General features: G+C 59.2%; 11 protein-coding genes. 3 read left to right on the top strand and 8 right to left on the bottom strand.

All coding sequences use genetic code 11. The features are described from left to right. Window positions 1-30: 30 nt before the first annotated feature. The 3 genes from rpoD to rpsU form a co-directional block, all read right to left on the bottom strand. A complete protein-coding gene (rpoD, locus tag ACY4LX_RS30695; protein ID WP_054044152.1) occupies window positions 31-1,881 on the bottom strand; it encodes an RNA polymerase sigma factor RpoD in 1,851 nt (616 codons plus the stop codon). Window positions 1,882-1,948: 67 nt separating this feature from the next. Next, window positions 1,949-3,928, bottom strand: a complete 1,980-nt coding sequence (gene dnaG, locus ACY4LX_RS30690) for a DNA primase (RefSeq protein ID WP_133835747.1) — start codon at window positions 3,926-3,928, stop codon at window positions 1,949-1,951. Window positions 3,929-4,404: 476 nt separating this feature from the next. Further along, on the bottom strand, window positions 4,405-4,620 hold the full coding sequence (gene rpsU / locus ACY4LX_RS30685; protein ID WP_002551877.1) for a 30S ribosomal protein S21: 216 nt from the start codon (window positions 4,618-4,620) through the stop codon (window positions 4,405-4,407). Between the two features lie 199 nt (window positions 4,621-4,819). Between rpsU and tsaD the strand changes: the two genes are divergently transcribed. Continuing rightward, complete coding sequence (gene tsaD, locus ACY4LX_RS30680) at window positions 4,820-5,845, top strand: tRNA (adenosine(37)-N6)-threonylcarbamoyltransferase complex transferase subunit TsaD (RefSeq protein ID WP_149659578.1); 1,026 nt, start codon at window positions 4,820-4,822, stop codon at window positions 5,843-5,845. Window positions 5,846-5,868: 23 nt separating this feature from the next. Here the strand turns inward: tsaD and plsY are convergent, their stop codons facing one another. Beyond that, window positions 5,869-6,438, bottom strand: coding sequence for a glycerol-3-phosphate 1-O-acyltransferase PlsY (gene plsY / locus ACY4LX_RS30675; protein WP_149659577.1), 570 nt, complete (start codon window positions 6,436-6,438; stop codon window positions 5,869-5,871). A gap of 74 nt (window positions 6,439-6,512) precedes the next feature. On the opposite strand from plsY, the gene folB reads away from it, so the two are divergent. Both folB and folK read left to right on the top strand, forming a co-directional pair. After that, window positions 6,513-6,869, top strand: coding sequence for a dihydroneopterin aldolase (folB, locus tag ACY4LX_RS30670; protein ID WP_015097071.1), 357 nt, complete (start codon window positions 6,513-6,515; stop codon window positions 6,867-6,869). Beyond that, entirely contained in the window at window positions 6,860-7,378 is a 519-nt protein-coding gene (gene folK / locus ACY4LX_RS30665; protein WP_463258638.1) for a 2-amino-4-hydroxy-6-hydroxymethyldihydropteridine diphosphokinase, read from the top strand. The genes folB and folK overlap by 10 nt, the downstream gene beginning before the upstream one ends. An 85-nt stretch (window positions 7,379-7,463) precedes the next feature. Here the strand turns inward: folK and ACY4LX_RS30660 are convergent, their stop codons facing one another. From ACY4LX_RS30660 to ACY4LX_RS30645, 4 genes are all read right to left on the bottom strand, one after another. Then, window positions 7,464-8,693, bottom strand: a complete 1,230-nt coding sequence (locus ACY4LX_RS30660; protein ID WP_463258637.1) for a multifunctional CCA addition/repair protein — start codon at window positions 8,691-8,693, stop codon at window positions 7,464-7,466. A 65-nt stretch (window positions 8,694-8,758) separates the two neighbouring features. Then, complete coding sequence (locus ACY4LX_RS30655; RefSeq protein WP_133835752.1) at window positions 8,759-10,321, bottom strand: SpoVR family protein; 1,563 nt, start codon at window positions 10,319-10,321, stop codon at window positions 8,759-8,761. Continuing rightward, window positions 10,318-11,589, bottom strand: coding sequence for a YeaH/YhbH family protein (locus ACY4LX_RS30650; RefSeq protein WP_054616829.1), 1,272 nt, complete (start codon window positions 11,587-11,589; stop codon window positions 10,318-10,320). The genes ACY4LX_RS30655 and ACY4LX_RS30650 overlap by 4 nt, the downstream gene beginning before the upstream one ends. A gap of 118 nt (window positions 11,590-11,707) precedes the next feature. Continuing rightward, on the bottom strand, window positions 11,708-13,630 hold the full coding sequence (locus ACY4LX_RS30645) for a PrkA family serine protein kinase (protein WP_054044143.1): 1,923 nt from the start codon (window positions 13,628-13,630) through the stop codon (window positions 11,708-11,710). Window positions 13,631-13,749: the final 119 nt, after the last annotated feature.

The following is a 13,749-nucleotide window of genomic DNA, read 5'->3' as shown; positions in this document are numbered from 1 at the left end:
AACCCCCGGCCTGGGCCGGGGGTTTTGTGATCACTCGTCGAGGAAGGAGCGCAAATGCTCGCTTCTCGTCGGGTGGCGCAGCTTGCGCAGCGCCTTGGCTTCGATCTGACGAATCCGTTCACGGGTCACGTCGAACTGCTTACCAACCTCCTCGAGGGTGTGGTCGGTATTCATGTCGATACCGAAGCGCATGCGCAGAACCTTGGCTTCACGGGCAGTGAGGCCGGAGAGAACTTCGCGAGTCGCTTCTTTAAGGCTCTCAACGGTAGCAACATCGATTGGCGACTGCATGGTCGAGTCTTCGATGAAGTCACCCAGATGGGAGTCTTCGTCATCACCGATCGGGGTTTCCATGGAGATCGGCTCTTTAGCGATCTTCAATACCTTGCGGATCTTGTCCTCAGGCATTTCCATGCGTTCGCCCAGCTCTTCCGGGGTCGGTTCGCGACCCATTTCCTGCAACATCTGCCGGGAAATACGGTTGAGCTTGTTGATCGTCTCGATCATGTGCACCGGAATACGGATGGTGCGGGCCTGGTCAGCGATCGAGCGAGTGATCGCCTGACGGATCCACCAGGTGGCATAAGTCGAGAATTTGTAGCCGCGGCGGTATTCGAACTTGTCTACCGCTTTCATCAAACCGATGTTGCCTTCCTGGATCAGATCGAGGAACTGCAGGCCACGGTTGGTGTACTTCTTGGCGATGGAGATCACCAGACGCAAGTTCGCTTCAACCATCTCTTTCTTCGCGCGGCGGGCCTTGGCCTCGCCGATCGACATGCGACGGTTGATGTCCTTGATCTCGGCAATCGTCAAACCGGTTTCGGTTTGCAGCGCGATCAGCTTTTGCTGGCAACGAATGATGTCCGGTTGCAGGCGACCGATGGCTTCGGCGTATTTGCCTTTGCCCTTGGCCAAGCCGTCGGACCAGCTTTCGTCGACTTCGTTACCCGGGAACTGGCGCAGGAAATCAGCACGCGGCATGCGCGCATCACGAACGCAAAGCTGCATGATTGCGCGCTCTTGCTGACGCAGGCGATCCAAGGCACTGCGAACACGCTCGACCAGGCCTTCGAATTGCTTCGGCACCAGTTTGATCGGCATGAACAGCTCAGCCAACAGCACCAGTTCGGCAATCGCTGCCTTGTTGCCACGACCGTGCTTCTTCAGCGCTTTGCGGGTGATTTCCATCTGATCGGAGACAGCGCCAAAACGCTGTGCCGCGATGACCGGATCCGGCCCGCTTTCGGCCTCTTCTTCGTCGTCGGTGCTGGCTTCAGCTTCTTCGTCGTCGGTGTCGTCATCCGCTTTCACGGCTTTCGGATCGACAGGCGGAGGTACTTCGGCTGCAGGCGGCGCAATGCCGTCGTCCGGGTCGATATAACCGCTCAGGACGTCGGACAGGCGGCCACCTTCGGTGGTGACGCGAGTGTATTCGGACAGAATGTGGTCAACCGTGCCAGGGAAGTGCGCAATTGCGCCCATCACTTCGCGGATGCCCTCTTCAATACGCTTGGCGATTTCAATTTCGCCTTCACGAGTGAGGAGCTCTACCGTACCCATTTCACGCATGTACATGCGCACTGGGTCGGTGGTGCGACCAATGTCGGTCTCGACCGCTGCCAACGCTGCTGCTGCCTCTTCGGCCGCAGCTTCGTCGGTATCGGCGTCGGCCAGCATAAGGGAATCCTTATCTGGCGCAACCTCGAATACGTTGATCCCCATGTCGTTGATCATGCGGATGATGTCTTCCACCTGTTCCGGATCTGAAATATCCTCCGGCAGGTGGTCGTTGACCTCCGCGTAAGTCAGGTAACCCTGCTCACGACCAAGTGTGATCAACTCTTTGATACGAGACTGCTGTTGCGCTTTTCCGGACATAACACCCTATCCACTGAAGGTCTTGGCGGGCAAAAAACAAGCCGAGGATTATACCTGAGCTATGACCTCACGCGCCAGTTGAGGTCGGGGTTGATACAGCCATATTGCGTTTTAATAGGTCGCGCATCTGATTTGCGATCTGATTTGCTTCCTCCGCGGTCAGTCCTGGCTGCCTTGCTTTCCTGATTAGTGCTTCCAGGCTATCCGTGTGTTGCGTTGCCGATAACCTAGTAATGGTGTCTAAAAACTGTTGTTCAAGGTTGTCACCGTCAATCAGCCATTCCTTTTCCGCCAAAGCCTTGAGCAAACGTCCCTGTTCGGTCCCGTGCCAGCGGGCCATTAGCTGGATTGAGTTTAGCTTAGGATTTTTTTGCACGGCCCCGATCAGGGCGACCAGCAACTGCGCGTAGGTATTGCTCTCATTGGCGAAGTGGTCGGCGGTTTCTACCTTGCCGGCCAGGTCCGGGTGATGAATGAGCGTGCGCAGCGCGATCAGCGTCGGGGCTTCCACGGCAATCGGTGTGCGTGGCGCACTCGGTTGATCGCGATCGCCGCCACGCTTGCCATTCTTGTCCCAGGGTTTCTTGTCCCACTTCTTGCCGCCGGCGCCGGGTTTCTTCGGCGTCCATTCCTGCTGCGGCGCGTACGTGTCTTGTGCCTGAGGCTGATGGTAGTCGCTGTAATCCGGCATGGCGTCGTAATCGATGCCCGGATCGTAGGCCGGCGGCGCGTCCTGAGGAGCGCTTTGCACCAGCTGGCTCATGGCTTCGCCCGTCAGGCCGGTGATTTCGGTCAGTCGCTGGCGCATCAGGATGCGCAGGTTGGCGCCCGGGACTTTATCGATCAGCGGCGCGGCGAGGGTGGCCATGTGGGCCTTGCCTTCGAGCGAGCGCGGGTCCGATTCTTCGGTCAGTTGCTGGAAAAAATAATCGGCCAGTGGTTGCGCGTGTTGATTGATCCGCGCGCGGAAGGCGTCAGTGCCTTCGGAGCGCACCAGCGTATCCGGGTCTTCGCCTTCGGGCAGAAACAGGAAACGTGCGCGCCGACCATCCTGCAGGCACGGCAGCGCCGCTTCCAGCGCTCGCCAGGCGGCATTTCGCCCGGCCTGGTCACCATCGAAACAGAACAATACGTTGGGCACGACGCGAAACAGACGTTTCAAGTGCTCTTCGCTGGTGGCGGTGCCCAGGGTTGCGACGGCATTGCGCAGGCCTTGTTGGGCGAGGGCGATAACGTCCATGTAGCCTTCGACGACGATGATTTCGTCGAGGTTGCGGTTGTTCTTGCGCGCTTCATAAAGGCCGTAAAGCTCTTGGCCTTTATGGAAGACCGGGGTTTCCGGTGAGTTCAGGTATTTCGGCTTGTCGTCGCCCAGCACGCGGCCACCGAAGGCAATGATGCGCCCGCGACTGTCGCGGATCGGGAACATCACGCGATCACGGAAGCGGTCATAGCGTTTGCCGGTTTCGGCGTTCTCGATCAGCAGGCCGGCGTCGACCATGGCTTTTTGTTGCAGGGTGTCGCTGCTCAAGTGCTTGAACAGATTGTCCCAGCCGGGCGGGGCGAAGCCGAGGCCGAAGTCCCGGGCGATTTCACCGGTCAGGCCGCGACCTTTCAAGTAGTCCACGGCGGCTTTGCGCGATGGGTGGCTTTTCAGTGCTTGCCGGTAAAACTCGGCGGCGGCGGTGAGCAGCGGGTACAGCGGCGAATCGGTCGGCTGCCGCGGCTTGTGCGGGCGGCCGCTTTCTTCGCGGGGGATTTCCATGCCGGCGGCTTTGGCCAGTTCTTCGACCGCCTGGACGAAATCCAGGTTGTCGTGGTCCATCATGAAGCCGAGGGCGTTACCGCCAGCACCGCAACCGAAGCAGTAATAGAACTGCTTGTCGGGGCTGACGCTGAAGGACGGGGTTTTCTCTTTGTGAAACGGGCAGCAGGCGGTGTAGTTCTTGCCGGCTTTTTTCATTTGCAGGCGCGAGCTGACCACGTCGACGATGTCGGTGCGGTTCAGAAGGTCGTCAATAAAGCTCTGGGGAATTAGCCCGGCCATGGCGTTCTCGTCATCTGAAATGGACCCAAAACAAAGGCTGGCGAACACAGGGTATTGTTTGAGGCACGCAAAATGTGCGGCTCGACCGGTGTCGTCTGCGTAATCGCTGTCGGGAAGTGTATCTGCCGAAAATCCACTGACGTTAGTACCAATCAGTATTCGACTATTTGAAAGTGTTGCGCTGAAATCCGCTGCGGCCAGTCGATGGCCTCGGATAGCTCATAAGCGGGCACGCAAGAAGGTGCCTTGGGCTGATCGTCGTGAGAGGAATCAGTGGGTGTGCTCGTCAGTAGCCTTGGAAGGCTCGTCAGAAAAGACGTGCACCGCTGGCAAAAGAGCCAGGTCTGACGCTGTGAAGCAGGTTTGTCTCGGTCGCGTCTGCGGCGTTGACGGTAAAGCATCAAGCGTTTTACGCAAATGCCATAAGCCCGGCTGAGGGCCGGGCTTGGCAGAAGCTTGCTACGAACGTCTGTGTATTAGTACAGACGAACGGCGCGGCGCTGTTCGCGCTGTACTTTCTTGGCGTGACGCTTAACAGCGGCTGCTGCTTTGCGCTTACGCTCAGAAGTTGGCTTCTCGTAAAATTCGCGGCTACGAACTTCAGCCAGTACACCGGCTTTTTCGCAGGAGCGCTTGAAACGACGCAGAGCTACGTCGAAGGGTTCGTTCTCTTTTACTTTGACGGCTGGCATCCAGAGCTACCTTCATTCATTACCGGGGTCAACATCCTCGCGGCAAAAGAGCACTTGAAGACGTCGGTTTTTAAGGGTTGCGGATGTTAACTCCTCATCGACCGGAATGCAAAGCCTCTGATCGAAAACCGCTAGTCGGGGCATCCCATGGCGACTATTATGCGCGCCTTCGAATTCAGCCTAAACAAGGCGCAAACCCATGCTAGTACTGGGATTAGAAACCTCCTGCGACGAAACCGGTGTCGCATTATATGACAGTGAACGCGGCCTGCTGGCCGACGCGCTGTTCAGCCAGATCGACCTGCATCGCGCCTATGGCGGCGTGGTGCCGGAGCTGGCCTCCCGTGATCACGTCAAACGCATGCTGCCCTTGATTCGTCAGGTGTTGGCCGAGGCCGGCTGCGTGCCGACCGAGATCGACGCCATCGCTTATACCGCCGGTCCCGGACTGGTCGGGGCGCTGCTGGTCGGGGCGTCCTGCGCCCAGGCGCTGGCCTTTGCCTGGGGCATTCCGGCCCTTGGCGTACACCACATGGAAGGCCATTTGCTGGCGCCGATGCTGGAGCCGCAACCGCCGGAATTCCCGTTCGTCGCTTTGTTGGTATCAGGCGGTCATACGCAGCTGGTTCAGGTCGACGGGATCGGCCAATACACGTTGTTGGGCGAGACCCTTGACGATGCCGCCGGCGAAGCATTCGACAAGACTGCGAAGATGATGGGGCTCAATTATCCGGGCGGTCCGGAAATCGCGCGCCTGGCGGAGCAAGGGGTTGCAGGACGTTTCACCTTCCCGCGACCAATGTGCGACCGCCCGGGCCTGGCCTTCAGCTTCAGCGGCTTGAAAACCTCCGCCCTGAACACCTGGCAGCAATGCGTCAGCGCCGGGGACGACAGCGAGCAAGCCCGTTGCGACATCTCTCTGGCGTTCCAGCAGGCCGTGGTGGAGACTTTGACCATCAAGTGCAAGCGCGCCCTGAAAGCGGCGGGCATGAAGCGCCTGGTGATCGCTGGGGGCGTCAGCGCCAATAAGGCACTGCGCACCTCCCTGGAGAAAATGCTCGGCGACATGAAGGGTGACGTGTTTTATGCGCGTCCCGAGTTCTGCACCGATAACGGCGCGATGATTGCGTTTGCCGGTTGCCAGCGCTTGCAGGCGGGCCAGCACGAAAGCTTGGCGATCAGCGTGCAGGCGCGCTGGCCGATGGAGCAGTTGTCGGCGCTGTGATGAGCGGCGCTCATGGGCGGTATTTAAAAATGCCGTTCGCGCCCGGCAAACAGGTCGCGTAGATTGCCGCGATGACGCCAGACGATCAGTGCCGTGAGTGCGCTCATGGGCAGCAATGCCGCCGGCTCTTGCCAGGCGAGCAGCGGCAGGGTCAGCGGTGTGGCGATCAGCGCCGCCAGCGAGCTGGTGCGGGTCAGGTAGAACGTCAGCAGCCAGGCACAGACCGCCAACAAGGCTGCCGGCGGGTACAGGCCCAGCAACATGCCGGCCGCGGTGGCGACACCCTTGCCGCCGCGAAAGCGGAAGTACAGTGGGAACAGGTGACCGATTACGGCGCAGACGCCGACCCAGGCCTGTTCTTGCAGCGAAAGACCTGCAACACCGGCGATCAGCACCGGCAGCAAGCCTTTGCATAAATCGCCGAGCAAGGTCAGGACGGCGAGTTTCTTGCCGGCCAGGCGCAACATGTTGGTGGCGCCGGCATTGCCCGAGCCACTCATTCGCGGATCGGGGTTACCGGTCAGGCGGCTGAGCAAAATGGCGAAGGACAGCGAGCCGAGCAGGTAGGCGAAGGTCGCCAATAACCAAAACATGCTAACTATTCCGGGCGAGGACGCCCTGATTCTAACGGCGCATTGCGCCCTTGTCGTGCAGCGGAGAAAAGTGCTTGGACAGAGTGTTTATCGAGGGCCTGGAAGTCGACACCGTGATTGGTGCCTACGACTGGGAGCGCGGCATCCGACAATGCCTGCGACTTGATCTGAGCTTCGCTTGGGACAATCGCCCGGCAGCGGCGGGTGACGACCTGACCCTGGCGCTCGACTACGCGAGCGTTTCGTCGCGTATCCAGGCCTTTGCCGAGCAGGCGCAATACCAACTGGTCGAGACCTTTGCCGAGCGTTTGGTTGAGGTCCTGATGAGCGAATTCAAGATCACATGGATGCGCCTCAAGCTGACCAAGCCGGGCGCGGTCCCGGCGGCCACCGGCGGCGTCGGCGTGGAGATCGAGCGCGGATGTCGCTGACTCAGGTGTACCTCGGGCTCGGTAGCAATATCGAGCGTGAAACCCATTTGCAGGCTGGCCTGGAGGCCCTGGCGGGTTTCCTGGTGGATATCCGCTGCTCGGCGGTGTTCGAAAGCCAGCCGGTGGGGATCAAGAGCGGTCCGTTCTTCAATTTCGTGGTGTCGGCTTTTACCGACTTGCCGCTGATGGAGCTGGATCGCCGGCTGAAATTCATCGAGGCCGACAACGGCCGTTACGCGCCGGACCGCAAGGGTTTGCCGCTGGATATCGACGTGCTGTTGTTCGGCGATCTGGTGGGTAACTTCGATGGCTTGATCCTGCCCCGGGCAGAAATTCTGAAAAACGCCTTTGTGCTGTGGCCGTTGTCGCTGATTGCGCCAGATCGGGTGCATCCGGGTGTAGGCAAAAGCTTTGCGACCTTGTGGGACGAAGCGCAGATTGATCAGGTATTGGCGCCGGTGGCGTTTGAGTGGCGTGGGCAGCCGTTGACGCCTTCAGATTTGTTGTGAGGCGGATGACGCCTTCGCGGGCAAGCCTTGCTCCTACAAGGGTTTGCACAAGTCCTGTAGGAGCGAGGCTTGCCCGCGAAGCTTTTCAGGCCGACGCCGCCTCTTTGTAGGCCTTCAACGCCTTAAGCCGTTCCCGTTTGATCGCCTCACCTAGCTCCGGCCCCTTGAATCCCTTCTCCAGCAAGGGCTGAACCGCAACGCCCCGCGCCGCAACCGCTGCCCCGCGCAGATAATCCGCCTGTGGATAACTTCTCTGCTCCAGGCCTTTACGTCCGCGAGCATCCATCTCGCACGCCGCAATAAATTCCTCAAACCGCTGCGGCCGCCGGTAGACGTCGAAGCTTTGCAGCAACTCCAGCAAGGTCGATGGCTTCAGCTCCAGGGCCCGATGCCCATGGGTGTGGTATTGGCCCACCAGCAGCGCCAGTTCCTGACAGTCTTTCGGCGCCTTGAACCGTTCGTTCACCGCTTTTATCAGCTTCAGGCCCGTGTGCTCGTGGGCGATATGCCGAGGCCATTCCTCTTTCGGGGTCAGGCCTTTGCCCAAATCATGCAGCAGGCAAGCCCAGCGTACCGTCAGTGGTTGTTTGTGCAGCGCCGCTTGCTCCAGCACGCCCAAGGTGTGCACGCCGGTGTCGATTTCCGGGTGATGGGCTTCGGGCTGCGGCACGCCGAACAACGCGTCGACCTCCGGTATCAGCACCTTGAGCGCGCCACACGCCCGCAGTACTTCGATGAACACCTGCGGCTGATCTTCCATCAGGGCGCGGGAGATTTCCTTCCAGCTACGCTCTGCGGTCAAGGCTTCGAGTTCGCCTGAATCGCTCAGTTGACGCATCAACTCCAGCGTCTCGGGGGCCACGGTGAAACCCAGTCCGGCATAGCGCGCGGCAAAGCGGGCAACGCGCAGGACACGGAGCGGATCTTCGGCGAACGCGGGGGAAACGTGGCGCAGAACACGGGCTTCAAGATCGCGCTGGCCATGGTAAGGATCAGTCAGGTTGTGCTGATCATCTTCGGCCATGGCGTTGATCGTCAGGTCGCGGCGAATCAGGTCTTCTTCGAGGGTGACTTCGGGGCTGGCGTGAAAAGTGAAACCGCCATAACCACGTCCACTTTTGCGCTCGGTGCGGGCGAGGGCGTATTCCTCGCCGGTCTTGGGGTGAAGAAACACCGGGAAGTCCGCACCCACCGGGCGAAAACCCTTGGCGAGCATTTCTTCGGTGGTCGCGCCGACCACAACCCGGTCGACGTCAGTGACCGGTATGCCCAGCAGGCGATCGCGTACGGCGCCGCCAACTTTATAGATCTGCATAAAAAACCTCCGTTAGCTCGACAGAATAACCGTTGCGTCGAACTTCCGGAGGCAGAAACCAAAAATCACAGGTGAATGACAGCCAGGTCGAGCCGACCGTAATCCCCTTCGGCGTGCTCGCTTCTGGGTGGAACATGATGGACTTTCATCACTTGGTCGCCTTGCAGGGTTTCGAGGTGAATGTCGAAGCCCCACAGCCGATGCAGGTGCTTGAGCACTTCCTCGGTGGACTCGCCCAGTGGCTTGCGGTCGTGTTGCTGGTGACGCAAGGTCAGGGAGCGGTCGCCACGCCGATCGATGCTGTAGATCTGCACGTTGGGCTCGCGATTGCCCAGGTTGTACTGGGCGGCCAGGGTTTCACGGATGGTCCGGTAGCCGGGTTCATCGTGAATGGCCGGGACCAGCAGATCATCCTTCTGGTCGTCATCGAGAATGCTGAACAGCTTCAGGTCGCGGATCACCTGGGGTGACAAATATTGCAGGATGAAACTCTCATCCTTGAAGCTGCTCATGGCGAACTTGATGCTCGACAACCAATCGGTGCCGGCGATTTCCGGGAACCAGCGGTAGTCCTCCTCGGTAGGGTGTTCACACATGCGCCGAATGTCCCGGTACATGGCGAAGCCCAAAGCGTAGGGGTTGATGCCGTTGTAGTAGGGACTGTCGAAACCCGGCTGCATCACCACACTGGTGTGGGACGTCAGGAATTCCATCATGAAGCCGTCGGTGACCAGGCCTTCGTCGTACAGGTCATTCATCAGCGTGTAGTGCCAGAACGTCGCCCAGCCTTCGTTCATCACCTGGGTCTGGCGCTGTGGATAGAAATACTGGGCAATCTTGCGCACGATCCGCACGATTTCCCGCTGCCACGGTTCCAGCAGCGGCGCATGTTTTTCGATGAAGTACAGGATGTTTTCCTGAGGTTCGGCGGGGAAGCGTGCGTTGTCCTTGTCGCTGTACTTGTCCGCGCCTTTGGGGATGGTGCGCCACAGGTCGTTGATCTGTTTCTGCAGATGCTCTTCGCGATCCTTCTGCCGCCGGCGTTCTTCTTCGGCGGAAATCGGGTAGGGACGTTTGTAACGGTCAACGCCGTAGTTCATCAGGGCGTGGCAGGAATCGAGCAAGTCTTCCACCGCGTCGATGCCGTGGCGCTCTTCGCATTGCATGATGTACTGCTTGGCAAACACCAGGTAATCAATGATCGAACTGGCGTCGGTCCAGGTGCGGAACAGGTAATTGCCCTTGAAGAAGCTGTTGTGGCCATAGCACGCGTGAGCCACCACCAGCGCCTGCATGCAGATGGTGTTTTCTTCCATCAGGTAGGCGATGCACGGGTCGGAGTTGATCACGATCTCGTAGGCCAGGCCCATCTGCCCACGGGTGTAGGATTTTTCGGTGCTGAGGAAGTGCTTGCCGTAGGACCAATGGTGATAGCCCAGCGGCATGCCGACAGACGCGTAGGCGTCCATCATCTGCTCGGCGGTGATCACTTCGATCTGGTTGGGGTAGGTGTCCAGGGCATAACGGGCCGCCAGGCGACTGATTTCCTTGTCGTACGCCTGGATCAGCTCGAATGTCCATTCGGAGCCGGTGGAAATGGGTTGGCGCTTCTGCTCTTTGGCGGTCATGTCACTAACCTGCGCTGGAAGAGTTCACGGAAGACCGGGTAGATATCCCCGGCCGAGACCAGTTGCTGCTGGGCAAAAGTGTCAGAGAAGGCTTCGGCGATGCGTTCGTATTCGAACCACAGGGCCTGGTGTTCGCGCGGGGTGATCTCCACGTAAGTGTAGTACTGCACAAACGGCATGATCTGGTTGATCAGGATGTCACGGCAGATCGGCGAGTCGTCGTTCCAGTTGTCGCCGTCGGAAGCCTGGGCGGCGTAGATGTTCCACTCGTTGCTCGGATAACGCTCGGCCATGATCTCCTGCATCAGTTTCAAGGCGCTGGAAACGATGGTGCCGCCGGTTTCCCGCGAGTAGAAGAACTCCTCCTCGTCCACTTCCCGGGCGCTGGTGTGGTGGCGGATGAACACGACGTCGATCTTGTCGTAGTTACGCTTGAGAAACAGGTACAGCAGGATGAAGAAGCGCTTGGCGATGTCCTTGGTCGCCTGGGTCATCGAGCCGGACACGTCCATCAGGCAGAACATCACCGCTTTGGAGCTGGGGTTGGGCTGCTTGATCAGCAAGTTGTACTTGAGGTCGAATGTGTCGAGGAACGGCACCCGGTGAATCCGCGCGCTGAGTTTCTCGATTTCCGCCTCGATTTCCTGGATATCGCCGAAGTTGTCCGGTTCTTCCCGTTTGAGTCGGGCCAGTTCCTCTTTGGCGTCCCGCAGTCGCGCACGGCTGCTGCCGGACAGGGCGATGCGTCGGGCATGGGCCGAGCGCAGGGTGCGGATGATGTTGATCCGCGACGGGTTGCCCTCGTTGCTGATGCCGGCGCGCACGGTCTTGAAGGTGTCGGTGCCGGTCAGGTTGCGCTTGACCAGGTTCGGCAGCTCGAGGTCCTCGAACATGAACTCGAGGAATTCCTCCTGGGTGATCTGAAAGACGAACTCATCCATCCCTTCGCCAGAGTTGCCGGCCTTGCCGGGACCTCTGCCGCCGCCACCGCCGGGTGGCCGGGCGATGTGTTCGCCGCTGGTGAATTCCTTGTTGCCGGGGTGCACGACGGTCTGCTTGCCACCGCGGCCGTGGTGAAGCACCGGCTCGTCGATGTCGCGGCCGGGAATGCTGATCTGTTCGCCATGTTCCATATCGGTAATGGAACGCCGGCTGACCGCCTCTTCGACGGCCTTTTTGATGTGATCACGGTAACGCCGCAGAAACCGCTGGCGGTTCACCGTGCTCTTGTTCTTGCCATTGAGACGTCGGTCGATCACATAGCTCATAGGGCCCTCCGGGCAGCTTCAAGTTGTGAGCTGCAAGCTGCAAGAAGAAGCAGTTGCCCGGATATCAGGGCTTATGCGCTTCTCACTTGTCGCTTGCAGCTTGGAGCTTGCCGCTGCGTCACTGAGACTTCCGGACCCGTAGGTACCATTCTGAAAGAAGCCGTACCTGTTTGTCGGTGTAGCCGCGCTCCACCATCCTTGTGACAAAGTCGTTGTGCTTCTGCTGGTCCTCTTTGCTGGCTTTGGCATTGAAGCTGATGACCGGCAGCAGGTCCTCGGTGTTGGAGAACATTTTCTTCTCGATGACCACCCGCAGTTTTTCGTAGCTGAGCCAGGTTGGGTTCTTGCCGTTGTTGTTGGCCCGGGCGCGCAATACGAAGTTGACGATTTCGTTGCGGAAATCCTTCGGATTGCTGATGCCGGCCGGTTTTTCGATTTTCTCCAGTTCTTCGTTCAGTGCCACGCGGTTGAGGATTTCGCCGGTTTCCGGGTCGCGGTATTCCTGGTCCTGGATCCAGAAGTCGGCGTACAGCACGTAGCGATCGAAGATGTTCTGCCCGTACTCGCTGTAAGACTCGAGGTACGCGGTCTGGATCTCCTTGCCGATGAATTCGATATAACGCGGCGCCAGGTATTCCTTGAGGAAGCGCAGATAGCGTTCGCGGGTTTCGGCCTGGAATTGTTCCTGTTCGATCTGTTGTTCCAGCACGTAGAGCAGGTGCACCGGGTTGGCGGCGATTTCGTGCGGGTCGAAGTTGAAGACTTTCGACAGGATCTTGAACGCGAACCGGGTCGACAGGCCGTTCATGCCTTCATCTACACCGGCGTTGTCGCGGTATTCCTGGATCGACTTGGCTTTCGGGTCGGTGTCCTTGAGGTTCTCGCCGTCATACACGCGCATCTTGGAGTAGATGTTCGAGTTTTCCGGCTCCTTGAGGCGCGAGAGCACGGTGAACTGGGCGAGCATTTTCAGGGTGTCGGGGGCGCAATGGGCCTTGGCCAGCGAACTGTTGAACAGCAGCTTGTCGTAGATCTTCACTTCGTCGCTGACCCGCAGGCAGTACGGCACTTTGACGATGTAGATTCGGTCGATGAAGGCTTCGTTGTTCTTGTTGTTGCGGAAGGTGTGCCACTCCGATTCGTTAGAGTGAGCCAGCAGGATCCCGGTGAACGGAATCGCGCCCAGGCCTTCGGTACTGTTGTAGTTACCTTCCTGGGTGGCCGTCAGCAATGGGTGCAGCACCTTGATCGGCGCCTTGAACATTTCGACGAATTCCATCAGGCCCTGGTTGGCCCGGCACAGCGCGCCCGAGTAGCTGTAAGCGTCGGCGTCGTTTTGCGGGAATTCTTCCAGTTTGCGGATATCGACCTTGCCCACCAGCGCCGAGATGTCCTGGTTGTTCTCATCCCCAGGCTCGGTCTTGGCCACGGCGATCTGGTTGAGGATCGACGGATAGAGTTTCACCACCCGGAACTGGCTGATGTCGCCGCCGAATTCGGCCAGGCGTTTGGTCGCCCAGGGCGACATGATGGTATTCACGTAGCGCCGTGGAATGCCGAAGTCTTCCTCGAGGATCGCGCCATCTTCAGTGGCGTTGAACAGACCCAGGGGCGATTCGAATACCGGAGAGCCCTTGATCGCGTAGAAGGGCACTTTCTCGATCAGCTGTTTGAGCTTTTCGGCCAGGGACGATTTACCGCCACCGACGGGGCCGAGCAGGTAGAGGATTTGTTTCTTCTCCTCAAGGCCCTGGGCGGCATGGCGGAAATACGACACGATCTGGTCGATGCATTCTTCCATCCCGTGGAAGTCTTCAAAGGCCGGATAGCGGCGGATCACCTTGTTGGAGAAGATTCGCGACAGTCTCGAGTTGGCCGAGGTGTCGAGCAGCTCCGGTTCACCGATGGCCAGCAGCAGGCGCTCGGCGGCGGAAACGTAGGCGCTGCGGTCCTTCTTGCAGAGCTCCAGGTACTCTTGCAGCGAGAGTTCTTCCTGGCGTGTGGACTCGAAGCGTTGTTGGAAGTGGCTAAAGATACTCATGACGTCACCTCGCTCGATACGTGGAGCCGACGCCGGATCATTCAGTCGATGCTGGCAGCCACTGGATATGCAGTCGCTGTTTACCCCCCAGAACTCTTTCGGAGCGGACTCCCCCGAAA

Source organism: Pseudomonas sp. Emmai (assembly GCF_055179735.1).
Note: the sequence above shows the minus strand (reverse complement) of the source record. Positions and strands in the feature narration are given on the sequence as shown.